The following is a 24,480-nucleotide window of genomic DNA, read 5'->3' on the forward strand; positions in this document are numbered from 1 at the left end:
GGCCGCTTCAAGATTCCACTACGCAATATCGCTGGCGCTGACTTCTGGAAACGAAAGGAAGCCGATTGCGGACCATGGTTCTGGGGCGGCGGTGCGTTTCAGAACGGTACGAACAGCCTCCAGCAAATGTGGAACGGTCTGGGTTTCAAACGCAACCTCATGGGCTTCGTCGATCTGGAGGCGATGAATTCGGAGCCAGAGCGGCAGTTGCAGGACGCACCGCCGCGCGACTATTACCCCCATGCCGCGCAGCGGCTGGCCAACCTGATCGACAAGATCCGTACAAAGCATCCGCACGACACGATTTCGGTGATGTCGCACAGTCAGGGCACGATGATTGCCCTGGCAGCCTCGGCGCTTTGCAAGACACGGGCACCTGACGCGCTGTTCCTGATGAACTCGCCCTACGCGCTCGACGACAAGCTCGCGGATGGCGCGACATGGAGCGATGCCCGCCCTTCCGAGGCAGCGCGCGTGCAGACGTTTCGTAATTTCGCCAATCGGATCAAGGCGGAGAGGCGCCTGCTGGACGACCGACTGCTGGTCCAGCAGCGGGTTGGCAGGGGCCGGAATGGCAAGCGTTGGCGCCCCTTCAGCGAGATCACGCCGACGGTGAGCGAGCGCGACAACCACGGGCGGGTCTATGTCTACTTCAGCCCGCACGACCGCGTCATGGGCCTGACGACGCTGGAAAGCATCGGATGGCAGGGGCTACCGGACGACCTGCTTGCCGAACTGGGCGATACGGTCAAGCAGCGCATGCTGGCTCGCCTGACGCCATGCGGCGACGCGCCCGGCATCAAGCGGTTCGGCACCCTGCCGGACATGAAATACGGCAGCCACTGGGACCCCAATAATACGAAGCCGTTCTGGGATGGGAATCGCGGCCCGCTCTTCAACGCCATGAAACTGTGGACGGTGCCCCATCCCGATCAAATGGTCACCGTCAATGCCGAGGCCGTGGCAAATCCGTTGACGCCTGAAGAAACCGCCGGATTTGACGAATCGGTTACTGACGATAACGTGCGAGCCATGGGGGAAATCGATCCTGACACGGGCCGGTATTTCAAGCCTGAGTTTCCGTATTTCGAGTCGATTTATGAGCCGAGTTACCAAAATCGCGGCCAGGACATTTACAGCGGCGACCGGCCGATTCGAACGCTGGAATCGGCTGAAGAGGCGCGGGATCGGTTCCGCCGGCACAAGCCCGAACCACCCGACCACAGCACGCTGCCCGAACACATGGAGTTCATGCGGCGGATCGTGGCTTACGACCTGCCCATTGGATTTTGCGAGGCCTTCGAAGACCGGGAGTTCTGGATCGGGCTGATGCATGACGCCGACTGGACCCACTTCACTGACAACTATTTCAATTCGGGCGTGTTGCTGAAACCAGAAATGCCAGCGGCCATCGACAGGGATACGGTCAAGGACGCCACGGCGCGTGCTGCAGCCGAAAATCAGACCAGAAAGCCGCGTTGGGATTTGGGAAGCTGAAATCAGGAAGCATCATGAAACACGAAAAACGAAAATCCATGTATTTGTGTATCGGTGTGGCAGTCGCATTGCTGACCGGCTGCGCCCAGAAGAACTGGCGCCTGGCGACGCCTCCCCCCGACTACGACGTCCCCCCACAAGCCATCTACTGGTTCGACGACCACCGCTATATTTCGCTGGAGAACTACAAGGATTGCCACCACGGCACGACGTATTACAACGACCCACGACAGGGCATTCGCACACGGCTTGGGCGCTACGGCATTGAGAACTACCAGGGACGTTTGATCAACGCGGACCCTACGGGACAGATTATCGTGATTCCTTCGTCGTACACGCCGGATGGCGTGTGTCCGGACAAGGGCTGCAATATCTCGTTTGTTTACTCTACGGATGGTGGTCGTTCATTCCGCGGTTGGTACTACATGCGAAATACCCAGACGCCTTATGAAGATTCAAGAAACTACATCGTTGCGGCCACTTCGGATCGCGTCTATATCTCGGAAAAATGGCGACCGGGAGACTACAACGTTACGCAATACCCGCTGATTCCTGGAGGCGGCATGGCGCTTGAGCTGCCTTCCGGCATCCGTTACGAACACTTTCCTTCCGAAAAGCGCCCCGACTACCTAAAAGGCCTCCGCACCCCTTCAGGCCAGGAATACATTTCCTGCGACGACTCGATCCGTCCCACCAACCTTCCAAAAGTCAAATCAAAATGAGCCATCCGGTATTACTCGGTGATCCCACCTCGCACGGTGGTTGCGTGAAAACAGCTACCTCGACCTTCAATATCGACGGTCGCCGCGCGGCGCTGGTTGGAGATCTCGTTTCCTGTCCAAAGCACGGCGACAATCCCATCGTCGAGGGCGGTACAGGGTATCGGGAAAACGGCAGAAAGCTGGCGGTACATGGCTGTCGTTCGGCATGCGGCAGCGTGATGATCGCAGCGTCGTCCGGAGCAACGATCGAATGAATTTGCAATGGAACACCCGCAAAGTGGCTGAACGGCCCGAGCCGGACTTTCCACCGATCTGGCTGTTTGTCGTGTTCTTCATTGCCGTTCAGGGTGTTGGCGTCCTGATCGCCATTGCGCAATGGCCCGACGGCAAGGCCATCTCGTGGAGCCCCTTCCTGTTCCAGGCAACGTTCCTGCCTTTTCTGTTTTTTGTAGCCGTCTGCGGGGCAGTGGTGTACGCCGGCTATGAAATGCCGTGGAAGGGCGCCGTGCTATGGAACTTGATGTGCCAGTGGCGAAATTACCATTGGCTCTGCTGGACGCGCGATCACGTCGTCCTGGTGGATAGCGTCGTGATGACGCCCGAAGACGAAATCGCGGAGCGGATGCTCGGTCTGGAAGGCCGTCCCCCTGACAACGCCGGCAAGGCCGTCACGTTCGAATTCGACCTGGCATCGGGGGAAGCGCGCATCGAGCATCTTTTGAAGAATCTGCTACTCCCCCTATTGCCGGCGTTGCAGCGCATCGGGCGTACGGCGTCGATACCGATTGTGTTGCAGTCGGAGGACCAGGATGACCTGACGGTATTGCAGCGTGTGGTGGGAGCGTGGAAGCTGCCCGGCCACCCTACACTCGTGTGGCAACCGCCGGGGCAGCCCGACGCCATGGACTCGCTTTGGATAGAACAAGAGCCGATGTCGGGCGTCCGGCTATTCATTGCGTGTCAGCTCGGACGCACTGGTGCCGAGCCGCCGTGTTCCGAAATGGCAGTCGCAATGCTATTTGCCGACGCGACCGCGTTGGCCCGCAACCGGCACGGGCTCAGGCCCCAGGCTTGCCTGTATCGGCCCGTCGTGGCGGAGTCCGATGAGGTAGATAGAGGTATCGCCATGCTGCTCGGCTCTGAACCGGTCGCTGCGAACCGTATCCGGCAATTCTGGCTTACCGGCCTGAACAAGCCGTTGCGGCATGCCGTCACGGCGGCGGTCAAGGACGCGGCACTACGTGCGGACACGCAGGATATCGACCAGGCGCTCGGCAAGCCAGGACATGCAAACGGGTGGGTGGCGCAATCGCTCGCCGCGAAAATGGTGCGGCATGGACAAGGTGCGCAGCTTGTTGCAATACCGTGCAAATCAGGCGTTGCAGTGAACATCGTGGCAAACCGGCCGGAGAGCCCGGACCGTCCCGCAGAGGACGGCGTAGTACCCTTTTCTCTGATGTGGGCAACCGCCATGATTGCGATGGCAGTGTTTGTCGGGAATCCGGGTGTGGCTGACGGCGACGCCGACCGCACCGGGCTTTTGCCGTGGTGGGCGGCCGCGCTGTTTGCGTTCGCCGGCATGGCGTTGCAAGTCGCGAGCGAGTTGCTTTACTACCGCCTGTTGTCAAGGGAGTTTGACGAAGCTTGCTATCCGGCGGACGGGCTGAGGGGCTGATCGGCGGATGCCCGCGTGCTGCGAGGCGGGGCCACGCAAGGATGGCCCCGGCATCCTGGACACCGGGGCCGGCTTCAGGCAAGCGGCATAGCCCCCCCACCTTCTCAAGCCCCATCATAAAAAGCACTGCGCGGACGATCGATCCGGGGCACGGTGTTGGCGGCGTGCATGGATGCCTTGACCGTCGGCGTTACCGCCGGGGCGGGCTGGATGCCCTGTTCGGCTGCGACCTTGGCCTCGGCGGCCTGGATGTCGACGGGGTAGTTGTCGTCATTGCGGCCGGGGTGGTAGCCCGCCTTTTCCACGGCGATCAGGTCGGCCAGGACCGAAGCCCGGGTGACCGGGGCCTGGGCGGCCGGGACGCTCTGGGCGAAAGACATGGCGGGGGCCGCGACGATGGCGGCGGCGATCAGCAGTTTCTTCATCGTGTTCATGATGTGCTCCTTGTCAGCAGGGGTTGTGAACAGGATTCATCATGGACGCCAGCGCCCAATGGGCTTTTTCAGATCGCACGAAGTTGTCGGGTTGTCACGATCGGGCGCGCGCGTTGGCATTCAACGCCGGATTGTTTTTTGCCGATGCTGGCAACTGCCCTCTTCGATGTGGGCGCCTGGCCCCTGGTGCGCCATCACGTCCTGCGGGTTGCGCAACGGACACGCCTTGAGCGACAGGCAGCCGCAGCCGATGCAGCCGTCGAGCTGGTCGCGCAGCATGGTCAGTGTGCGAATGCGTGCATCGAGGTCCGCGCGCCAGGCGGCGGACAACCGGCGCCAGTCGGCCACCGTCGGCGCCTTGTTGGCGGGCAGATGTGCGAAGGCGTCGGCGATCGTCGCCAGCGGCAGGCCCATGCGCTGGGCCACGCGGATGACGGCCAGCCGGCGCAGGATGCCGCGCGGATAGCGGCGCTGGTTGCCGGCGCTGCGCGTACTGGCGATCAATCCCTTCGACTCGTAGAAATGCAGCGCCGATACCGCGATGCCGCTGCGCTCGGCCACTTCGCCGACGGTGAGCGGATCGCGTGCCCGCAGCCGCCGTTCCGCACGAACGGGGGCCGCGTCGGAGACGCTGTCGGGGGCGACGGTCTTTGGCATGGTGGTCCCTATTTTTTGAAGAAAATTCGAAAGCCCTTGCAGGGCGAGATGGTATCGCAACGGCGCTTGACCTCAAGTGCGCTTGAGGTTCGATACTGGCGCGACTCTGACTCAGGACCCTGCCATGCTGCTTGAATCGCCCCGCGCGCCGTACCTGCAATTCGTCAATCCGCCAGACCTCTACGATCCCCGGCTGAACGGCTATTCCCATGTGGCGATCGCCAACCGCCCCGCCCGGATCATCTTCGCGGCGGGCCAAGGCGGCGAGGACATGTGTGGCGGATTGCGCGCCGATTTCTCCGCGCAGGTCAATCAGGCCCTGGTCAACCTGCGCGTGGCCCTGCAGGCTGGGGGCGCCGATATCCCCGACGTGGCCAAGATCACCGTGCTGATCGTCGACCATTCGATGGAGCGGCTGGCCATCTTCAGCCGCGCCTGGCAGGCGCTGCTGGGCGACTGGCCCGCACCCGCATGCACGTTGATTCCTGTGCCGAGGCTGGCGCTGGACGGCATGCTCTTCGAAATCGAGGCGGTGGCGGTGCTGCCGGACTGAGGCGCCGGACGCCGGTCAGCGGTTGTCATACCGGCGTATGGCCGACCGGCATGCCCCTTGCAATGCCACGGGTAACCCCGGCCCATGGCCGGGCCGGATTCATTAACGCCCGGTCGGCATTGCAAAATCATGGAAATTCCACATCCGCTGACGATAATTTCCCCTCACCTTGACGATGCCGTCTTCAGTTGCGGCAGCCTGCTCGCTGCCAGCCGGCAGGCGCTGGTGATTACGGTGTTTGCCGGCCTGCCCGGGCCGGATCTGGCGGCGCCGGCCCGTGACAGTGCGGCCGGTTTTGCGTCGGCCCGGCATGCCATGGAAGCCCGGCGCCATGAAGATACCCGCGCCTTGTCCGCGCTGGGGGCAGACCCGGTCTGGCTCGACTTTCTGGAACAGCAATACGGCCAACGCTACGACGCCGTCAGTATCGCGCTGCGGCTTGGCCGCCTGCTGGCATTGCAACCGGGCGGCACGGTGGTGGCGCCGATGGGGCTACGGCATGCCGATCATATGCTGGTCAACGCCGCATGCATGCTGGTGCGCGAAGCAGCCTTTGTCGACTTGCCGGAAACCGTCCCGCATACCGAAAACGAGCCGCAGGTGCCTGCATTCCGATGGATTTTCTACGAGGAAGCCATTTACCGCCGCATGCCGGGCGCCGTGCAAAGCCGGATGGCCGGTTGGTGGCAGGAGGCCCTGCTCGCCTCTCCCGTCCACATGCCGATCAGCGTCTTCACGGCGCAGAAGGCGCGGGCCGTGCAAGCCTACGCCAGCCAGCTGGCCTTGTTCTCACCCGCCGAACTGGCCGACGTCTGCGCACCGGAACGCTACTGGTCTCTGGATGCGGCCGACGTGCACCAGTAGTGCGCGCCGGTCCGCTTGCGGCATATCGCTAGGGCCGCTTGGCCGGCGCCGTCTTTGGCGCGGAAGCGGGATAGTCGTAGGTCTGCGCCGAGGACGCCCCCTGATTGAGGGCTGGCCCACTACCGGGCTTCCGATGCCCCTCCTTGGTCAATCCCCACTCGCGTGCGCCGGGCGCCACATCGGACGCGGCGGTGCCGGGTGCGCGGTTGTCGACCTTCGGTGTCTGGGACGGGGTCTGGGCCCACGCCACGCCGCCCAGTGACAGGCAGGCGGCCACGCACAAGGCGCGGCGGGCACGGGTCGGCATCAGGTGGATATGTCGCATGGTGGCGGCTCCTGTCATCCGTTGAGGGACTACGAGCGGTTATCGACCGGCGGCGCATCCGGCTCGCGGCTGCCGGGGTCCAGCAGATCCTGGCTTTTGATGCCCGCCGGCTGGTCTTCCTGCCGTGTGGTGGCCCGCTGTCCTTCGCGCGCGCCGGGGCTTTCCTCGCTCGATGCACGACGGGTGGCCAGCGGGTCGCGCTCTTCCCTGGCATCCGGCGCATTCCGGGAATCCCGGGAATCCCGGGCGTCGGGTGCGCCCTCGCGGTCGCGGGTTACGGCGTTGTTCTCCGGCGATTCGTGCGTGCGACGTCTGTCGCGATTCCTGCGGCGGCGGGTTCCTGCATAGGCGAAAGGCATGGGGCATCTCCTTGTTCGAATGCTTTGGTGTATGGATGCTTGCAGGTGAAGTCGCCAGCGCGCGGGGCCATCCCCCCACACGCTGGCGCAATGCGTCGGCGGTCAGCTTCCCGACCTGCCCGACGTGGAGCCTGAAGTGGAGCCTGAAGTGGAGCCTGAAGGGGAGCCCGATGAGCTGCCCGATGTCGTGCCGGAGCCCGAGCCGGAGCCGGATGACGACCCTGAGCCGATGCCCGTGCCGAGGCTGCCCGAGCTGCCCGCCGCACTGGAGGGCGCGGTGCTGCCCTGGCTGCTGGGGCTGCTCATGCCTTGCGACATGCGCGACCCGCCGGACTGTCCTTCTCTGCCCCCGCTACCTTCCCTGCCCATGGCGGAATCGCGCGTGACACGAATCTGGTTGTGCACGTCCTTCACGCCGAACACTTCGTCAGCCATATCCTCGATCCGGTATTTCTGCTGACGGTCCTGTACCGTGCCGCTCAGCGTGACCACGCCGCCGCTGACGGAGACCTCGACCTCGCGGACATCCACGCGGCTGCTCATCGCCAGGCGTTCGCAAAGATCTTCGCGGATACGCTCGTCGGAACGCTGGTAGCCCTTCGGACCGGCGCGTTGCGCCCGCCGTGCCGCCGCAGAGCCACCGGCTCCGCCATAGCCACGGTTCAGATCGCTGCGTTCGTCGGCGCCGGTGAAATGTTCGTAGGCCCGTTCGTTCGGATCGTAGCCGCCGGCGCCAGTGCTACCGCCGAAGCCACGTCCGCCACGGTCGCGCATGGACCCCTGGCCCGACCCCTGCCGCTCGCGCTGCCAGTCGCCGCCAGCGCGGCGCTGCCAGGACTGGAAGCCCTGGCCGGCAGACGGGTCCTGGTCGCCATAGTCGGATACGCCGTAGCCGCCGCGATAGTGCGTGCGCATGTCGGGTTCCGACCCGGTGGGACCTTCCCAGCCGCTGCCCCAGGCGCCTCCGGCGTCACGGCCCGACTGGCGACCCTGCTGACGGCCTTCGCGCCCTTGTTCCCATCCGCCCTGGCGCTGTGCCGATCCACCGCGTGCCGGCTGATCCCAGCGGCCGCGGCCCTGCCCCCACTCGTCGCCCTGGCTGCCCTGCTGGCTCGACCATTCGCTGCCGTGCCCGGCGCCGCCCTCCTGGTGCCAGTCGCCCCAGCGTTCACGTTCATACCGCTGCGGGGCATTGCGCTCGCCGCCCTCCCGGTTGAACTCCCGGCCTGACTGCTGGCCAGACTGCGGGCCTGGCTGCTGGCGCCCGCCCTGCCGGCCTTCGCCGTACTCGCCATAGCGCCCTTCGCCATAGCCTTCCTCGAAGCGCCGGTTCTGCCCTTCATAGCCGCCGTAGCCGCTTGACGACACCGACGACGAGCCTTGCGACGACGACGTCCCGCCGCTCCAGCGGCTACCGCCGGGCTGCTGGCCGCCGCCCTGCCAGTCGTTGCCCGCGCCTTGCTGGCCCGGTTGTGACTGGCTGCGTCCCTGGCCTTGCCAGTCGCTGCCGCCCTGCTGGCGATGGGTAAGCCAGTCTCCGCCGCTGTAGGCTTCCTGCTGGCGCTGCGTGCCGCCCTGCCGACGGCGGTCGTCGCGTTCGTCCTGATCACTGCGATCGTCACGGTCAGCGCCATAGGCGCTGTAGCGGTCGTCCGAACCACTACCCCTGTTGTTTCCCTGGTTCATGAGCGTCTCCGGTGGGGTCAATACGGCCAATACGGTCAATACGGACCCTCCGACGCAAATTCCATACCGCTGGCACCGGCGCGCCCGGGCAGCCGGCCAGCCATGGCGCGGCGGGCGCCTGCCCGATGCCGGGCGCCGGTTCGATTTACATGGCCATATAAATCCTGCAAACGGGCTTCACATGCTGTAGTCAACGGCCTACACCCGATTCAGTGGCCTCCCCCTGAGCGCACCGCGGGCGGAGTCATATCGTGAAGTCACCGCCACCAATTTTCGGGAGACGATCGATGAAACGCCTGCTCACGACCACTGCACTGGCCATCAGCGCCATGCTCTGCATGCCGGCCATGGCCCAGCCCAAGAATGACCCGCCGCTCTCGCCCAACGCAACGAACCCCAGCGCCCCGCCGGCACCAGAAGGCCCGTCGACCCAGCGCGGCAGTTCGGGCAGCGGCGCGATGATGAGCGGCGACTCGACCATGCAGCAGGACAAGACCGCGCAAACCAAGTCGGCCCACAAGGCCAAGAAGAACACGGGTCAGCACGCCAAGAAGCCGCGCGAACAGGACGCTTCGCCGGTAGCCACGCCGACCGCACCTTCGGGGCCCAAGGGCGACTCGCCTGATCCGGTCCAGAAGCCTTAACCGCCCAGGTCACGCCAGCGGGCCTGTCTTTCCACGGGCCTCCCCCGTAGACCCGCTTGCGGCGCGCCGCACGTTGTTCCCCAAACCGGAGCAATGTGCGGCGCGTTTTTTGCGTGTGTCTCGCGGGTTCGATCGGACAAGCACGCCCGTATCGAATTCGGTGAATTCCGATCTGTAAAAGATTAACCACACCGGCCATGCAATTCGGCCGTCCGCCAGCGCGCTTCACCTACAGTTAAAGCATCAACCGGAGACGTACATGGATGCACTCAACACCACGCTGGCGCGGCTTAGTCGTCACGCCATGCAGTGTGCAGAGGCGTTGTCCGCCGTGGCGGCCGCGGCATCGGACCCGCAGATTCGGGCCGTATTTGCCCATCGTGCCAATATGCAACGCTGTGCGTCCGCCGAACTCGGCGCGCGTGCCGCGGCGGCCGGCGATGGCAAGGACGGCAGTGCAGAAGGCCGCGCGCGGGATCCGCAACATGTCGCGCCGCCCGCAGAATCTGGCGAATTGCCCCTGCTCCGGCATGCCGCCCAGCAGGCTGGCCGTGCCGCCGCAGCCTATGGCGAACTGCTGCGAGAGCCGCTTCCCGACCCGGAGTTGCGCCTGCTGCTGGCGCATTACTATCGCGGTGCCACGGAACTGCAGCGGCTGCTGGAACAACGGGCGATGGAGTTCGCCCCGGCGCGCTCACCGGGCGCGGGCGCGCGCCGCATGGTCCGGCCGGTGCCGTAGCAGCCGGTCCGTTGGATTCCGGTGCGGTGGCCGCCAGGGGCGCTCCCGGCCCATCGCGGTTCAAGTGGAGCGCGGGGGCACCTTGATTGCCGCCTGGCGGTGTGCGGTCAGTTCCTGTTGCGGCTGATAGGGCCGGATCACAAGCGCCACATAGTCCTCGTCATCGGGATTCACGACCAGATAGACCAGTCCGGACATCACCAGGGCCACTTCCCCCAGATGCCCCGCGATGCGCGCAGCCACGAAGTACTGCAGCAGATTGGGCTCCACGGTCGCGTCGATGGCCCGGGCGGCCGTGCAGATCGTCATCATGCACTGCTCGGCGGCCCGGCACACCACCACCACTTCGTCGATGGCATACCCGGTATGCGCGGCGCGCACCATGACCGATACGCCTTCGCTGGTGTTGGCGCGGTGCCAACCCGGTTTGGCCCGGAAATCGGGCAGCGTCAGCTTGGCGCCCGCGTCGTGGGCGACCAGGTTGAACTGTTGGGCAAAGTCGTGCGGGCTGATGGCCAGCAGCTGTTTCTCGACGGGCGTCGAAGACACGGCCACGGAGGACGCCACGCTGAGCGTGGCCAGGACGCCGGTCAGGTTCATCGTTATCTCCCTCGCACGATGCTTGCCTTGTTTCAGCAATTGCCGTTCCAGCCTCTTCACAGGCAGTGCGGCCAACTGGTTCTGCGGCGGTCCCCTGACTCAATATAGGCGCCGCGCCCGCCGCACGCGAATCCATTACCGCCGCAGCCTGCAACGCCGACATTGGCATGCAACTTGCCGCAGGTCCTGCATACCCGACCATGCAATACGACAACAGGAGTGACGATGAGCAAGACCACCCGACACGGCCGAGCGGACGCCGACAGCAAGAGCCGCAACCTGGAGGCCGCAGACCCGGAAGGCATCCCCAGCACGCTTGACCCCCGCCTGGACAGCGAAGCGACCGAAGACATCGAAAGGGAACTCGGAGACGTATCGCGCGAGCGGCATGAGCCGGACGACGACGAGCTGCCCGAGGACGAAATTTTCGACGAAGTACGACGCGCCGCCGAGGAACTGCCGGCCGACACGCCGGTGGATCGCGCCGACCAGACCGACAAGCGGATGGAGAATCCGCCCAGCGGCAGCGACTTGTAGCCATGCACGCCGACCGCCGCGCCAGCAAAAAGCCCCGGCAGTGCCGGGGCTCGCAGGCGGGTGGTCCGGATAAGCGCCGCGAATGTTCTGAATCTGTCGAGGACTATTCCGATGCCAGCGCGCCATACGGGCGCACGTGGATCTGGTTGACCACATCTGACACGCCATACGTATCGTCGACCAGATCTTCGATCTCATACTTCATGCGCCGGTTGTCCACGGTGCCGGTCAGGGTGACCACACTGCCCGCCACCGCCACCGTCACGTCGCTCACGTCCAGCGTGGGCGCGTGCGTCAGGCGCTCGCAGACTTCTTCGCGGATGCGCTCGTCGGAGCGTGTGTAGTTCTTGGGGCCGGCCGGGCGGCGGCCATAGACCTCGGGGCCCCGTCCACGCACCGCCTGGCCCATGCGCGGACGCTGCCGGAAATTGCGGCCCGATTCGACGCCGTAGTCCTCGTAGCCCGAGCCACGCTGGCTGTCTCGGCCACGTTCGTAGCCGCCTTCATAGCCGCTGCGCGTGCCGCGCCAGCGCTCGTCGCGGCCCGGCATCTGCGCGTTCGACGTCCGGGTGCCGGCGTCGTAACCGTCCTCGTAGCCGCTGCTGTAGGCGCTGACGTAGCCTGGGCTATGGGGCGAGCTTTCGTCGGGCGACTCATCGTACGTGGGCCGGCCGGGATAGTAGACGGTGGCGCCGCGTGAACGCCATCCGCCGCTTAGTTGTGCGGTGCGGCCCTGACGCCAGGCGTCGCGGTTGCGCGGATCTTCGTCCCGCAGGCGGGCGTCGCGATCTTCATAGGCGTCATACGGATTGCGTTCGCCGGCGTTGCCATAGCGGCCTGCCGACAGATCGCGGCGTCGCCAGTGACGATCGTCGCCAGGCACGTTGCCATAGCCCTCTTCATAGCCACCGTACTGCTGATCGGGCCTACGGCGACGGCCGTAGTCGTCTGATCGGTTCATTGCCATGCCTCCGTGAAGCCGGGGCGATGAACGCCCCCGATGCATGGAGACCGGCAAGTTTCGTACCGGAGCGGAGCACCATGAAAAATGGCGCCGGAAGCACCGGCGCCATGCAGTTTCTACAAGCCCTGCGCGCAGGTCTTGCTGCCTAGGACGATTTGCGCGCGCCCTGCATGGCCGCGCTATCGGCACTCTGTGGCGTCACCAGCCGCAGCCCGCTGGCGACGGCTGCCGCTGCCGCGAAAGCGGCACCCAGGCTCAGCGCCAAGGTGGGCCCGTGTGCTCCGGCGATGCCGAATGACAAGGCCACCAACGCCGCGCCGGTGGCCTGGCCCAGCAGTCGCGCGGTGGCCACCACGCCGCTGGCGCCGCCTGCGCGCTCGCGCGGCGCGCTGGCCATCAGCGCCTTCAGGTTGGGCGACTGGAAAAAGCCGAATCCGGCACCGCAGATCGCCATGCGGATGCCGATATTGAGCACGCTGGCATCGGCCGGCATCATCGCCAGCGACGCCATGCCCACCGCCATGATGGCCAGGCCGATGCCGCCGAGCAGGCCCGGCGGATAGCGGTCGGACAAGCGGCCCGCAATGGGCGCCATCACGGCCACCACGGCGGACCAGGGCGTCAGCAGGAAGCCGGTCTCCACCGGATTGCGCCCCAGCACATGTTCGAAGTAGAACGGCAGCGACACAAACGCCAGGCCCTGCGCGGCAAAAGAGCAGACGGCGGTGGCCGTCGACAACGCGAACATCGGCCGCTTGAGCAGATCCACCGGCAGCATGGGCGCCGGATGCCCGCGCTCGCGGCGTAGCAGCAGCACAAAGGCCACCACGAAGATGGCTGCGGCAGCCAGCACGTATTCCAACGGCTCGCGCTGCACGCCCTCGCCCAGCGCGAAGATCAGCGCGGCAAACGTGATGGCGTTCAGCACGGCCGCCACCGGATCGAAACCATGCTGGCTGCGCCTGGTCTGCGGCAGCGACGGCCAGGCAATGACCAGCGCCAGCAGGCCGATCGGCAGGTTGACGGCAAACAGCCATGGCCACGGGCCGATCGACAGGATCACCGAGGCCACCGTCGGTCCCACCGCAAACGACACCCCCACGACCAGCGCGTTGAGGCCCACGCCCCGCCCAAGCCGGTGAATCGGAAAGATCGCACTGATCAGCGCCGTGTTGACGCTCATGATGGCCGCGGCGCCCACGCCCTGCAGCAGCCGCGCCGCCGCCAGTGACGGCAGCGACCAGGCCATCGCACAGACCACCGACGACAAGATGAACACCACCACGCCGCCCAGGTAGATGCGTCGGTGCCCCACCACGCCGCCCAGCGCGGCAAACGGCAGCAGCGTGGCCACCATCGCCAGCTGGTAGGCGTTGATGATCCACACCGACGCGGCGGGCGTGCTGTTCAGGTCGGCCGCGATGTTCGGCAAGGCCGTGTTGGCGATGGCCGTGTCCAGCGTGGCCAGCGACACGGCAATCATGATGGCGGCCATCCCGCGCCTTTCGCGGGCGGTCATCGGGCTGTCTGCAGGAGGAACGGCCGCGGCGACGGCGGGGCCTGCGGGGGCTGCTGCGTCGCTTTCGGCGGGCGGGGTGGCGGGGTTCTGCACGATATCGGTCCGGGGGGCGAGCGGGAACGGATGGAAAGCCGCGGCACAAATGACGTGGCAATCATTGCGCCGTCAAGTATCGCAAGACGAGACGATACGACAAAACGCGCGGGCGTGCTGGCGGCGATTTCAAGCCGGGTGGGCCGCTGACGCCGTCTTGGGGGGCGAACCCAGCGGATTGGCCCTGGTTCGTCGCCGAACACGGGCCAACATCATGCAAATCCTCGGGAATGCACCGAGGTAACGTGAGGACGGATCAGTGCGGCCCGTACTTCATCTGGACATCGTCCACGCGCAGGGTGCGCATGTTGTAGAGGCAGGTGTAGCGGAACGCCATGGCCTCTTCGCTGGCGTCGGGTTCGAACGTGCCTTCGCCGCTGATCGACGTCTGGTTGGTCGTTTGCTGCGCGATGCGTTCGCGATCCGGCATCATCATCACGCTGCCCGGCTGCGGGTAGCGCGTCTTGACCGCATCGGCCACCCGTTTTTCGCAGGCATTGCCGGCGGCATCGAGCTGGGCGCGGCTGACACCGGTCTGCGGCGTGGTGATGGTGGTCGTCGGCTGTTGCGACGTGCGCGGCAGCGCGGGCGGCGGCATTGGCGCACTGGCGCAGCCCGCCAGGATCATGGCCAGGATGGCTGTCGAAAACGGGTACAAAGTCGTGAAACGTGGCATCGGGTCTGTCCGGAGTCGGCGAAAAAACCGTCGGAAAACGGGGTGCTGATCCCTTGGACTCTATGCCAGAAATGCTTTCGGAGCAACCTGACGCGGCAAGGTCAGGCGGCGGGCGCCTTGACTTTGGCCGGTGCCGGCGCGGTCATGTACGACGCCGCCGAAGACAGGCGCTCGCGTGTGCGAGCGTCCGCCGCCGGCCCTGCCCGCACCACGTGGCGCTTGCCCATCTGCAGCGGCTCGCCGTTGGCGGCATCCACCAGCAGGGGCTCGACGACCGTGCCGGTGTCGCGGTCGACAATCTGCACACTGGCCCCTTCCGGCGCGAAATTGCGGTTGCCCCAGGCCAGCAGCGCCAGCAATACTGGCCGGAAATCGCGCCCGCAGTCGGTCAGCACGTATTCGTAGCGGGGCGGCCGTTCCGAATACTGGCGCTTTTCGAGCAGGCCCTCCTCGACCAGGCCATTGAGCCGGCGCGTGAGCATGTTCGGCGCGATATCGAGGTTGCGCTGGAATTCGTCGAAGCGTTTCGTGCCATAGAACGCGTCGCGCAGAATCAGAATGCTCCACCACTCGCCCACGCGTTCGAGGCTGCGGGCGATCGGGCATTGCATGTTGCGGAAAGTCTTGCGTTGCATGTCGTTCCCGTTTGTCGGTGTATCGGCCCGATGATACCCACCTTTCGGCACGCATCGGCCAAAGCCCCGTCGGCACGGCCGACATACCGGGCGGCACCTAGCGAAAAAAGGCGCCCCGACCATTGGCCGTGGCGCCGCAATGCCTGCGCGTCGTGGAGTCCGCGCGGGCCCCTCGCTTGCCTTGTATGAGCCGGGAACGGCTCCGGATCAGAAAATGTGCCGAACGCCCAGCGACACACCCAGCTGGCCGCTGGCATCGGGCGTCTTGTAATAGACCTGCGACGTCGAGGGCAGGTAGCCCACCGACTGGCCGTTCGGCAGGTACGAAATGTTGTCCCAGTTCAGCGACGCGTTGCGCGCGTAGTTCACCGCGAAGAACACATCGGTCCGCTTGGACAGGCTGTAGTCGGCCAGTGCCAGGTACTGCTGCGGGTTCTTGGGGTTGGTCGTCACGCCGCCGATACGTGCGGACTTGATGTCGTCGTAGTAATAGGCCAGCGACAGGCGCAGCGCAGCGGTGGCGTCCCAGTTCACGCCCACCCAGTACATGTCGTCGCGGTGCGGCAGCAGGGTTGGCGTGCCGGTGGCCGGCGCCACCGAGTTGCCCCAGCGGTAGCCCGCCACCATCTTGACCTGCCCCAGCCGGTAGCTGGCCCCCAGCATCGCGCGCATGTCGCGGCCATAGTCGTTCGATCCCGAAGTGCCGGCGGCCTGCGCGGTGTTGAGCGTCGTGACCTCGTCATAGGCCGCCGCGATACCGAACGGGCCATTCGCATAAGACAGACCCACGCCATAGGCCGAGCCCGCGGCGAACGTGCCGCTGCGTTCACCGAACGACCAGTGCGCCATGGCCGTGAGCGGGCCGAACGTGCCTTGGTACTGCACCACGTTGTTCTCGCGGAAGTTCGGGCCGGCGACGCCCACCACCGGTTCGAATTCCGGGGCATACGCCAGCGGCGTGAAGCTGCCCATCGTCAGGAACGCCGAGGTGTACTGGCGGCCGAAGGTCACCTTGCCCCACTGGTTCTGCAGGCCCACGAAGGCCTGGCGGCCGAACAGCAGCCCGCCATTGCCCATCTTGCCGTCATCGGTGTTGAACTGGTTTTCCAGCACGAACAGGCTCTTCAGCCCACCGCCAAGCTCTTCGACGCCCCGCAGGCCGAAACGCGACTGCGCGATGCCCGACGAATTCATGAACACGGCCGATCCGCTGCCCGGTGCCAGCACCCCGTTGCTGGTGTTCTGCACGTGGTTGACGTACTGGATGCTGGAGGTGACAACGCCATAGAGCGTCACGGACGATTGGGCCCAGGCGGCGGGCGCAAGCAGCGCGCCGGCAAGCGCAGCGAACAGCGTCTTCTTCATTGTTTTACGGTTCCGAGTGTGGTGGCTGGTGGCGCCAGTGGTCTCCTCCGTCCAGCGCCCGGGTGCGATCGTCGCCAATCGCGTCAGGTCGAATTAATCTCTCGTATTAATTTGACATGGACCGCAGGCTAACGGCATACGCACGTTCAGTTAGTTAGGACTTTCCCGGAGAGGTACGAAAATGGAGAAAATGCGACGCCAAATGGATGTCGGACATCGGATTTTTCCGTATCCTTGCGAGGCTTTCATTTTGATAACGACAAGCCAGCCAGCGACGCCACCACGCCATGAAGCTCAAGCAAGCGCGCGCCATGATCGCGGATGAGCAGCGCCCACCCGCGCACGACCCCCGCCGTACGCCAGGTCGCAAGGCCGCTGCCGCCGATGCCGACCGTCCGGCAGGCGCGCCCGACGCCCAAAGCGCCAAAAGCGCCCAGGGGACGGACGCTGCCGCCGCTACCGCCTCTGGCGCCCCTGACGGTCTGACCGATACCGCGCGGCGCATTCTTGAAATCGCCGAGCGCCTGTTTGCCGAGCAGGGTGTGGAACAGGTGCCGCTATGCCAGATCGTGGTGGAAAGCGGCCAGCGCAACCGTTCCGCCCTGCACTATCACTTCGGATCGCGCGAAGCCCTGGTCAGCCACCTGCTGAACCGGCGCCTGCACCAGGTCAACGAAATCCGCCACCGGCATCTGGACGAACTGGAAGGCCGCGGCCGGCCCATCGACATACACGGCGTGGTGCAAGCCACCATCCGACCGCTGGTCGAGGTGGTGCTGGACACCGACTGGGGCACCAACTACCTGCAGGTGCTGGCCCAGACCACGTTCAGCCCGGCCCTGCTCAACAAGGGGCTGGTCGACAAGACCGCCATGAGCGCGCTGTACCGGGTGCGCGAACACCTCTATGCGCTGCTGCCTGACGTGCCGCGCGACGTCATGAAGCTTCGCCTGATCTGGTTCATGGATACGGTGGTGTATTCGCTGGCCCACTGGGTGCGGGAACGCAGCAAGCGGGCCCGCAGCGGGCCGCCCGTGGAGGAATTGATCGATTTCTGCGCGGCGGCCCTGGCGGGTCCAAGGCCGCCGGCCGGCACGTCCGGGGCATCCGGGGCAGGCCCGGGGCTGGCGACCTCCCCGAAGCCGCCGAGAGCGCCCCGGGCGCGCTGATCAGCCCGTGGCGCGGGCCGCGTCGGGCGCGGTACGGGCCAGCACCGGCACCAGTGCCGCACCCGTGTGGCTGGCCTTGATGCGCGACAGCGTTTCGGGGTCTGCGGCCCCGACGATGGTGCCGCCATGGGCACCGCCCTCCGGCCCCAGGTCGATAATCCAGTCGGCCTCGGCAATCACGTCCAGGTCGTGCTCGATCACCACCACGCTGTGGCCGCCGTCCGTGAGCCGGTGCAGCACGCGGATCAGCCGCGCCACGTCGGCCATGTGCAGGCCCACGGTCGGCTCGTCGAGCACGTAGAGCGTGTGGGGCGCCTTCTGGCCGCGCCGCGTGATGTCATCGCGCACCTTCGACAGCTCCGTCACCAGCTTGATCCGCTGCGCCTCGCCGCCAGACAGCGTCGGCGACGGCTGACCCAGCGTCAGATAGCCCAGGCCGACGTCCTTCATCAGCTGCAGCGGATGGCCGATCTGCGTGATGGCCGCGAAGAACTCCACAGCCTCGTCGATCTCCATCGTCAGCACGTCACCGATGTTCTTGCCGCGCCACGTCACCGCCAGGGTTTCGGGGTTGAAACGTTGCCCGTGGCACACGTCGCACGGCACCTTCACATCGGGCAGGAAGCTCATGCCGATGGTGCGCACGCCCTGCCCCTCGCAGGCGGGGCAGCGCCCGTCGCTGGTGTTGAACGAGAACCGCGATGCGCTGTAGCCGCGCGCCTTGGCTTCCAGCGTCTCGGCAAACAGCTTGCGAATCGCGTCCCAGACGCCGATATAGGTCGCCGGACAGGATCGCGGCGTCTTGCCGATCGGCGTCTGGTCCACTTCGAGCACGCGGTCGATCGATTCCCAGCCGCTGATACCCGCGCAGCCGTGCCAGGCGTGCTCCACACTGAGCGCCTTCGTGGCCGTGGGCTTGCCGGCTTTTTCGGCTGCGGCACGCGCCCGGCGCGTGGCCGGCGACGACATCACCGAGCGCCCCACCGCATCGAGCAGATTGGTCATCAGCACGTCCCGCGCCAGCGTGGACTTGCCGGAGCCCGACACGCCCGTGATGGCCACCAGCCGCCCCAGCGGAATCCGCGCGGTCACGTCACGCAGGTTGTGCAGGTGCGCCCCCTCGACGGTCAGCCACTGGGCCGGCTCGGCTTCCTTGCCGGCACGCGCCGGCCTGACCGGCCTGCGCGGTTGCAGCGGGTGGATCATCGGATGCGCCAGGAACCGGCCCGTGGTGGAATCGGCAGCGGCCGACAGCGCGGCCACGCCGCCCTGCGCCACCAGATTGCCGCCGCGCTTGCCGGCCCCCGGGCCGATGTCGATGATGTGGTCGGCCCGGCGGATGGTGTCCTCGTCGTGCTCCACCACGACCAGCGTGTTGCCCTTGTCACCGAGCTTGCGCAAGGCATCGAGCAGGATCTGGTTGTCGCGCGGATGCAGGCCGATGGTCGGCTCGTCCAGCACGTAGCAGACGCCCTGCAGGTTGCTGCCAAGCTGGGCGGCCAGCCGGATACGCTGCGCCTCGCCGCCAGACAGGCTCGGCGCGGCACGGTCCAGGCTCAGGTAGCCAAGTCCCACCTCTTCCAGGAACTGCAGGCGGCTGGCGATCTCGGTCACCACATCGCGGGCAATCTCGGCATCGCGCCCTTTCAGGCGCAGGCCATCGACCCAGCGGCGGGTGTCGGACACCGTCCATTGCGCCACGTCGGTAATGGCATTCGCGTCGAACGTGACCGCCCGGGCCACAGGGTTCAGGCGCGTGCCGCCGCAGTCCGGGCATGGCGTATCGGCCACGCCTTCGGGTTCCTGCTCCTCGGACGGCAGACTCTGCTCGCGGCCACGGTCGTCGCCGCCCAGCACCGTGTCATCGAACGCCGCGCGCTGTTCGCCCGTTAGTGCCAGACCCGTGCCGACACAGGTGCCGCACCAGCCGTGCTTGCTGTTGTACGAGAACATGCGCGGGTCCAGCTCCGGATAGCTGGTGCCGCAGACCGGACAGGCGCGCTTGGTCGAAAACACCCTGGTTTCGCCGACCTTGCCCGACCCCTTGCCGTCGTGCATGGCGTCGTGCAGTCCGTCCAGCGGTGCCAGCAAGTGCATCACGCCCTTGCCCAGTTCCAGCGTCTGATCCAGCAAGGCGCGCAGTGCCGCCTCGTTGTCTGGAGAAACGACGATGTCACCGACAGGCAGTTCGATCGTGTGCTCGCGGAAACGGTCCAGACGCGGCCAGGGATCGACCGGCAGGAATTCGCCATCCATGCGCAGATGCGTATTGCCGCGCGCCTTGGCCCACTTGGCCAGGTCGGTATAGACGCCCTTGCGGTTCACCACCAGCGGGGCCAGCAGGCCCACGTGCTGGCCGCGATAGTCGCGCAGCAGCTGGGCTGCGATCGATGCCGGGCTTTGCGATGTCACCGGCGCCCCGTCATGCACGCAATGCTGGATGCCCAGCTTGACGTAGAGCAGCCGCAGGAAGTGCCAGACTTCGGACGTCGTCGCCACGGTACTCTTGCGGCCGCCACGCGACAGCCGCTGCTCGATGGCCACCGTCGGCGGGATGCCATAGACCGCATCCACTTCCGGGCGCCCAGCCGGCTGCACGATAGACCGCGCATAGGCGTTCAGCGATTCCAGATAGCGGCGCTGTCCTTCGTGGAACAGGATGTCGAATGCCAGCGTGGACTTGCCCGAGCCCGACACCCCGGTAATCACGTTGAACTTGCCGTGCGGAATGTCGACGTTGAGCGCCTTCAGGTTGTGCTCGTGGGCATTGACGATGCGCACCACGCCCTCGCCTTCCACGGCGCGGCGCGCCCGGGCGGCCTGCACCGCGGCCTGCAGCGGCAAACCGTGCCTGGCCTGTTCCTCGCGCTCGGCGGCCAGCGTGCCCGATTCGCCCAGGGCCTTGTCATAGGCCAGCAGCGCATGGCCGGTATGCGAATTGGCGCAGCCCTTGACCATGTCGGGCGTGCCCACGCAGAGCACCTCGCCACCGGCGTCCCCGCCTTCGGGGCCCAGATCGACAATCCAGTCGGAAGCACGGATCACATCGAGGTTGTGCTCGATCACGATCAGCGAGTGCCCGCCATCGAGCAGCTTGCCGAACGCGCGCATCAGCTTGGCGATATCGTCGAAGTGCAGCCCGGTGGTCGGTTCGTCGAACATGAACAGGCGCTTGGGCAGCACCACGGCCTTGCGGTTCTTCACCGGCTGCGCGGCCGCCGTTTCGGCCAGGAAGCCGGCCAGTTTCAGGCGCTGCGCCTCGCCACCCGACAGCGTCGGCACCGGCTGGCCCAGCTTCACATATTCCAGGCCCACGTCGGCAATCGGCGCCAGCACGCGCAGTACGGCCGCATCGCCTTCGAACAGCGCCGTCGCCTCGCTGACGGTCAGTTCCAGCACGTCGGCCACGCTCAGCGTGCGCGGTGCCTGGCCGCGCGCGGCACGCTCGATCTTCACTTCGAGCACTTCGGCGCGATAGCGCGTGCCATCGCAGTCCGGGCAGCGCAGGTAGACATCGGAGAGGAACTGCATCTCCACGTGCTCGAAGCCCGAGCCGCCGCAGGTGGGGCACCGGCCGTCGCCCGAGTTGAAGCTGAACGTGCCGGCCGTATAGCCGCGCTGCAGCGCCAGCGGCGCCTTGGCAAACAGCTTGCGGATCTCGTCGAACGCGCCCACGTAGCTGGCCGGGTTGGAACGCGCCGTCTTGCCGATGGGCGACTGGTCGACAAAGACCACGTCATCGACCAGATCGGCACCCACCAGGTCGCGGAATGCCCCGGGCGATTCGGTGGCCTTGCCGAAATGGCGTGCCATGGCCGGATACAGCACATCCTGCAGCAGGGTGGATTTGCCCGAACCGGACACGCCAGTGACGCAGACCAGCCGGTTCAGCGGAATCTCGACCGTCACGTCCTTGAGGTTGTGCTCCGTGGCCCCTTCCAGCTTCAGGCGCGGCGTGGTGTCGTCCACGGGCCGCAGGCGCCAGTCCGTGGCATCGGTCACGCGCCGGCGGCCGCCCAGGTAGTCGCCCGTCAGCGTCGGTTCCTTGCGGATGGTGTCCGGCGTGCCGTCGAAGATGATCGAGCCGCCGCGCTCGCCCGGGCCGGGGCCCATGTCGATCAGGCGGTCGGCTGCCAGCATTACCGACGGATCGTGTTCCACCACCACCAGCGTGTTGCCGGCATCGCGCAGGCGGTGCATGGCCTCGACGATGCGGTTCAGGTCGCGCGGATGCAGGCCGATGCTGGGCTCGTCCAGCACGAACAGCGTATTCACCAGCGACGTGCCCAGCGCGGTGGTCAGGTTGATCCGCTGCACCTCGCCGCCCGACAGCGTGCGGCTCTGGCGATCCAGCGTCAGATAGCCCAGGCCCACGTCGCACAGGTACTTCAGGCGCGTGCGGACTTCGGCCAGCAGCAGCTTGAGCGCATCGTCGAGCAAGGCGCTCGACAGCGTCAGGTCGTCGAAAAAGCGGCGGATGCGCGCAATCGGCATCAGCATCAGATCGTGGACGGTCAAACCCGGCAGGCTTTCCAGCTGGGCGCGGTTCCAGGCCACGCCCTTCGGCAGGAAGCGGCTGGCCGGCGCCAGCACGGCGTCAGCGTTGTCCTTGCTGCCCAGGCGCCACAGCAGGGCTTCGGTTTTCAGGCGCGCGCCGCAGCAGGTTTCGCACGGCGTGTAGCTGCGGTACTTCGACAGCAGCACGCGGATGTGCATCTTGTAGGCCTTCGACTCCAGGTAGTTGAAGAACCGCATCACGCCGTACCACTGCTTGTTCCACTGGCCATTCCAGTCGGGCGACCCATGAATCACCCAGTGCTGCTCGGCCTCGCTGAGCTGGTTCCACGCCAGGTCGCGCGGAATCCCGGCCTTGGCCGCATACCGCATCAGGTCGTCCTGGCATTCCTTCCAGGCCGGCGTCTGCATCGGCTTGATCGCCCCGTCGCGCAGCGACTTGCGCCCGTCCGGAATCACCAGGCCCAGGTCCACGCCGATCACCCGCCCAAACCCTCGGCAGGTCTCGCAGGCCCCGTAGGCGGAGTTGAACGAGAACAATGCCGGCTGCGGGTCCGCATAGCGGATATCGCTCTCGGGGCTGTGCAGCCCGGTGGAGAACTTCCACACCGGGCCCTCGCCCTCGTCGGTCACCACATTGACGCTGACCCGGCCGCCGCCGCGCTTCAGCGATGCCTCGATGGCCTCGATGGCGCGCGCCTTTTCCACATTGCCGATGCGGAAGCGGTCCGCCACCACATCGAGCACCTTGCGGTTGCCAGTTGGCGATTCGACGATGCGCTGCCCATGCACCCGCGTATAGCCGCTGACCGACAGCCACTGCGTCACTTCGTCCTCGGTGGCCGATTCCGGCAGTTCGACCGGAAACGTCACCACCAGCCGGGCATCGGCAAACGGCTGGCCGGCGGCCGTGCGGGCCTGCAGTTCGGCGTAGATCGTCTCGGGCGAGTCGTGGCGTACCGGCAGCGCGGTCTGCTTGTCGAACAGCTCGGCCGCACGGGCGTACAGCAGCTTCAGGTGGTCGTTGAGCTCGGTCATCGTGCCCACGGTCGACCGCGAACTGCGCACCGGGTTGGTCTGGTCGATGGCAATGGCGGGCGGCACGCCGTCCACCTTGTCCACCTGCGGCCGGTCCATGCGGTCGAGAAACTGGCGCGCATAGGCGCTGAAGGTCTCCACGTAGCGGCGCTGGCCTTCGGCGTACAGCGTGTCGAACACCAGGCTCGACTTGCCTGACCCCGACGGCCCCGTCACCACGGTCATTTGCCCGGTGTGCAGGTCGAGATCAACGTTCTTGAGATTGTGCTGACGGGCGCCGCGAATACGGATCGTACCGGAATCTGACAATTTCTTGCCTCGAATCAGTGAGTTGGATGCAGAACTTAACGTTCTTTGGAAGCTTTTCACCACGCCGCGCGGGCGCGGAAGTGCCCTAACTATACTGTATAAACGTACAGGCTTCCTGACAGCCAGCAGACAATTCCGATTTCGGAAGCCATGCGTCCCGGCAGGCGGATCTTGCGCCAGAATGCCTACCCACGTTCAAGTCGCCCCCGAATTGAGCAAACATCGTTTGCATAATATTAGCAATGCGCTAACATCGGGATGCAGCACGAGATCGAGTTCACCAGGGAGGCGACACAGCAGCTGCTGTCGATGCCCCGAAACGTCGCCCGCAACATCCGGGCCAAGGTAGGTCTGCTGGCAGCGGACCCTTATGCGCCAAACCAGAACGTGCGCAAGCTGATGGGCCGGGACGCCTTTCGGCTGCGCGTTGGCGACTGGCGGGTCTTGTACCGGATCGAAGCCGGGCAGTTGGTGGTCGTCGTGCTGACCGTCAAATCACGTGGGAGTGCATATCAATGACCGCGATACAGTTCATCCAGCGCGAAGGCAACCGCGAATATGCGATCGTTCCGATCGACCTCTGGGAGCGCGTCCAGCACCTGTTTGAAGCCATGGAAGATGTCCGGATGCACGACGCCGCCGTGGCCGCCGACGACGGCTTCCGGATTCCGGCTGCCGTGCTCGACGCCCTGCTGGCCGGCGACCACCCGATCAAGGCGTGGCGCGACCATCGCCGGCTGACTCAGGACGCGCTGGCCAGCACGGCCGGTGTCAGCAAGCCCTATCTGAGCCAGATCGAAAACCGCAAGCGCGACGGCAGCATCGAGGTGCTGCGCGCCCTGGCCACCGCGCTGGCCGTGCCGCTGGACTTGCTGGTGGAAGACCCGCCCGCCTGAGCGCGCCGG

At 65.9% G+C, this 24,480-nt stretch carries 24 protein-coding genes; 12 read left to right on the forward strand and 12 right to left on the reverse strand.

Translation table 11 applies throughout. The features are described 5' to 3' along the window. The 4 genes from AC3FJ6_RS13685 to AC3FJ6_RS13700 all read left to right on the forward strand — a co-directional run. Positions 1 to 1,497: T6SS effector phospholipase Tle3 domain-containing protein (locus AC3FJ6_RS13685; RefSeq protein WP_488772391.1), on the forward strand; the 1,497-nt coding region annotated here is incomplete at its 5' end. Positions 1,498 to 1,511: 14 nt separating this feature from the next. Next, complete coding sequence (locus tag AC3FJ6_RS13690; protein ID WP_488772392.1) at positions 1,512 to 2,219, forward strand: T6SS immunity protein Tli3 family protein; 708 nt, start codon at positions 1,512 to 1,514, stop codon at positions 2,217 to 2,219. Continuing rightward, positions 2,216 to 2,473 (forward strand): PAAR domain-containing protein, encoded by a 258-nt coding sequence (locus tag AC3FJ6_RS13695; RefSeq protein WP_488772393.1) that lies wholly within the window; start codon positions 2,216 to 2,218, stop codon positions 2,471 to 2,473. The genes AC3FJ6_RS13690 and AC3FJ6_RS13695 overlap by 4 nt, the downstream gene beginning before the upstream one ends. After that, positions 2,470 to 3,894 (forward strand): hypothetical protein, encoded by a 1,425-nt coding sequence (locus tag AC3FJ6_RS13700; RefSeq protein WP_488772394.1) that lies wholly within the window; start codon positions 2,470 to 2,472, stop codon positions 3,892 to 3,894. Before AC3FJ6_RS13695 ends, AC3FJ6_RS13700 begins: the two co-directional genes overlap by 4 nt. A gap of 104 nt (positions 3,895 to 3,998) precedes the next feature. Here the strand turns inward: AC3FJ6_RS13700 and AC3FJ6_RS13705 are convergent, their stop codons facing one another. Then, complete coding sequence (locus tag AC3FJ6_RS13705; RefSeq protein ID WP_488772820.1) at positions 3,999 to 4,319, reverse strand: DUF4148 domain-containing protein; 321 nt, start codon at positions 4,317 to 4,319, stop codon at positions 3,999 to 4,001. A gap of 129 nt (positions 4,320 to 4,448) precedes the next feature. Beyond that, positions 4,449 to 4,985: a redox-sensitive transcriptional activator SoxR gene (gene soxR / locus AC3FJ6_RS13710; RefSeq protein WP_488772395.1), complete on the reverse strand. Its 537-nt coding sequence runs from the start codon at positions 4,983 to 4,985 to the stop codon at positions 4,449 to 4,451. A 124-nt stretch (positions 4,986 to 5,109) separates the two neighbouring features. On the opposite strand from soxR, the gene AC3FJ6_RS13715 reads away from it, so the two are divergent. Together AC3FJ6_RS13715 and AC3FJ6_RS13720 are read left to right on the forward strand one after the other, a co-directional pair. Next, entirely contained in the window at positions 5,110 to 5,538 is a 429-nt protein-coding gene (locus AC3FJ6_RS13715) for a RidA family protein (RefSeq protein ID WP_488772396.1), read from the forward strand. Between the two features lie 129 nt (positions 5,539 to 5,667). Beyond that, positions 5,668 to 6,402 (forward strand): PIG-L deacetylase family protein, encoded by a 735-nt coding sequence (locus AC3FJ6_RS13720; protein ID WP_488772397.1) that lies wholly within the window; start codon positions 5,668 to 5,670, stop codon positions 6,400 to 6,402. Between the two features lie 28 nt (positions 6,403 to 6,430). Here AC3FJ6_RS13720 and AC3FJ6_RS13725 read toward each other — a convergent pair whose 3' ends face one another. From AC3FJ6_RS13725 to AC3FJ6_RS13735, 3 genes are all read right to left on the reverse strand, one after another. Beyond that, positions 6,431 to 6,727, reverse strand: a complete 297-nt coding sequence (locus tag AC3FJ6_RS13725; RefSeq protein ID WP_488772398.1) for a hypothetical protein — start codon at positions 6,725 to 6,727, stop codon at positions 6,431 to 6,433. Positions 6,728 to 6,756: 29 nt separating this feature from the next. After that, entirely contained in the window at positions 6,757 to 7,086 is a 330-nt protein-coding gene (locus AC3FJ6_RS13730) for a hypothetical protein (protein WP_488772399.1), read from the reverse strand. 102 nt (positions 7,087 to 7,188) lie between these two features. Next, complete coding sequence (locus AC3FJ6_RS13735; RefSeq protein ID WP_488772400.1) at positions 7,189 to 8,772, reverse strand: BON domain-containing protein; 1,584 nt, start codon at positions 8,770 to 8,772, stop codon at positions 7,189 to 7,191. Positions 8,773 to 9,059: 287 nt separating this feature from the next. On the opposite strand from AC3FJ6_RS13735, the gene AC3FJ6_RS13740 reads away from it, so the two are divergent. Then, positions 9,060 to 9,416 (forward strand): hypothetical protein, encoded by a 357-nt coding sequence (locus tag AC3FJ6_RS13740; RefSeq protein WP_488772401.1) that lies wholly within the window; start codon positions 9,060 to 9,062, stop codon positions 9,414 to 9,416. A gap of 259 nt (positions 9,417 to 9,675) precedes the next feature. Then, on the forward strand, positions 9,676 to 10,155 hold the full coding sequence (locus AC3FJ6_RS13745; protein ID WP_488772402.1) for a hypothetical protein: 480 nt from the start codon (positions 9,676 to 9,678) through the stop codon (positions 10,153 to 10,155). A 60-nt stretch (positions 10,156 to 10,215) separates the two neighbouring features. Here the strand turns inward: AC3FJ6_RS13745 and AC3FJ6_RS13750 are convergent, their stop codons facing one another. After that, positions 10,216 to 10,755, reverse strand: coding sequence for a malto-oligosyltrehalose synthase (locus tag AC3FJ6_RS13750; RefSeq protein WP_488772403.1), 540 nt, complete (start codon positions 10,753 to 10,755; stop codon positions 10,216 to 10,218). A gap of 225 nt (positions 10,756 to 10,980) precedes the next feature. Between AC3FJ6_RS13750 and AC3FJ6_RS13755 the strand changes: the two genes are divergently transcribed. Further along, the gene (locus tag AC3FJ6_RS13755; protein ID WP_153949499.1) at positions 10,981 to 11,292 is read left to right on the forward strand and encodes a hypothetical protein; all 312 of its coding nucleotides are present in this window, start codon (positions 10,981 to 10,983) and stop codon (positions 11,290 to 11,292) included. Between the two features lie 103 nt (positions 11,293 to 11,395). On the opposite strand, the gene AC3FJ6_RS13760 is transcribed toward AC3FJ6_RS13755, so the two are convergent. The 5 genes from AC3FJ6_RS13760 to AC3FJ6_RS13780 all read right to left on the reverse strand — a co-directional run bounded on the left by AC3FJ6_RS13760 (position 11,396) and on the right by AC3FJ6_RS13780 (position 16,544). Beyond that, positions 11,396 to 12,253, reverse strand: a complete 858-nt coding sequence (locus tag AC3FJ6_RS13760; RefSeq protein ID WP_488772404.1) for a BON domain-containing protein — start codon at positions 12,251 to 12,253, stop codon at positions 11,396 to 11,398. Between the two features lie 148 nt (positions 12,254 to 12,401). Beyond that, complete coding sequence (locus AC3FJ6_RS13765) at positions 12,402 to 13,775, reverse strand: MFS transporter (RefSeq protein WP_488772405.1); 1,374 nt, start codon at positions 13,773 to 13,775, stop codon at positions 12,402 to 12,404. Between the two features lie 349 nt (positions 13,776 to 14,124). Beyond that, positions 14,125 to 14,544, reverse strand: a complete 420-nt coding sequence (locus AC3FJ6_RS13770) for a short-chain fatty acid transporter (protein ID WP_488772406.1) — start codon at positions 14,542 to 14,544, stop codon at positions 14,125 to 14,127. A gap of 101 nt (positions 14,545 to 14,645) precedes the next feature. Further along, positions 14,646 to 15,179 (reverse strand): winged helix-turn-helix transcriptional regulator, encoded by a 534-nt coding sequence (locus AC3FJ6_RS13775; RefSeq protein ID WP_488772407.1) that lies wholly within the window; start codon positions 15,177 to 15,179, stop codon positions 14,646 to 14,648. A gap of 207 nt (positions 15,180 to 15,386) precedes the next feature. Beyond that, on the reverse strand, positions 15,387 to 16,544 hold the full coding sequence (locus AC3FJ6_RS13780; RefSeq protein WP_488772408.1) for a porin: 1,158 nt from the start codon (positions 16,542 to 16,544) through the stop codon (positions 15,387 to 15,389). A 287-nt stretch (positions 16,545 to 16,831) separates the two neighbouring features. Here AC3FJ6_RS13780 and AC3FJ6_RS13785 point away from each other — a divergent pair, with 287 nt between their 5' ends. Continuing rightward, on the forward strand, positions 16,832 to 17,713 hold the full coding sequence (locus AC3FJ6_RS13785) for a TetR/AcrR family transcriptional regulator (protein ID WP_488772409.1): 882 nt from the start codon (positions 16,832 to 16,834) through the stop codon (positions 17,711 to 17,713). On the opposite strand, the gene uvrA is transcribed toward AC3FJ6_RS13785, so the two are convergent. Then, positions 17,714 to 23,575 (reverse strand): excinuclease ABC subunit UvrA, encoded by a 5,862-nt coding sequence (gene uvrA / locus AC3FJ6_RS13790; protein ID WP_488772410.1) that lies wholly within the window; start codon positions 23,573 to 23,575, stop codon positions 17,714 to 17,716. A 258-nt stretch (positions 23,576 to 23,833) separates the two neighbouring features. Between uvrA and AC3FJ6_RS13795 the strand changes: the two genes are divergently transcribed. Together AC3FJ6_RS13795 and AC3FJ6_RS13800 are read left to right on the forward strand one after the other, a co-directional pair. Next, the gene (locus AC3FJ6_RS13795; protein ID WP_153949507.1) at positions 23,834 to 24,094 is read left to right on the forward strand and encodes a type II toxin-antitoxin system RelE family toxin; all 261 of its coding nucleotides are present in this window, start codon (positions 23,834 to 23,836) and stop codon (positions 24,092 to 24,094) included. Then, positions 24,091 to 24,471 carry a helix-turn-helix domain-containing protein gene (locus tag AC3FJ6_RS13800; protein ID WP_488772412.1) on the forward strand — a complete coding sequence of 127 codons (381 nt, stop codon included), beginning with the start codon at positions 24,091 to 24,093 and terminating at the stop codon, positions 24,469 to 24,471. The genes AC3FJ6_RS13795 and AC3FJ6_RS13800 overlap by 4 nt, the downstream gene beginning before the upstream one ends. The last annotated feature ends 9 nt before the right edge of the window (positions 24,472 to 24,480 follow it).

It is taken from the genome of Cupriavidus sp. 94F1 (assembly GCF_057798875.1).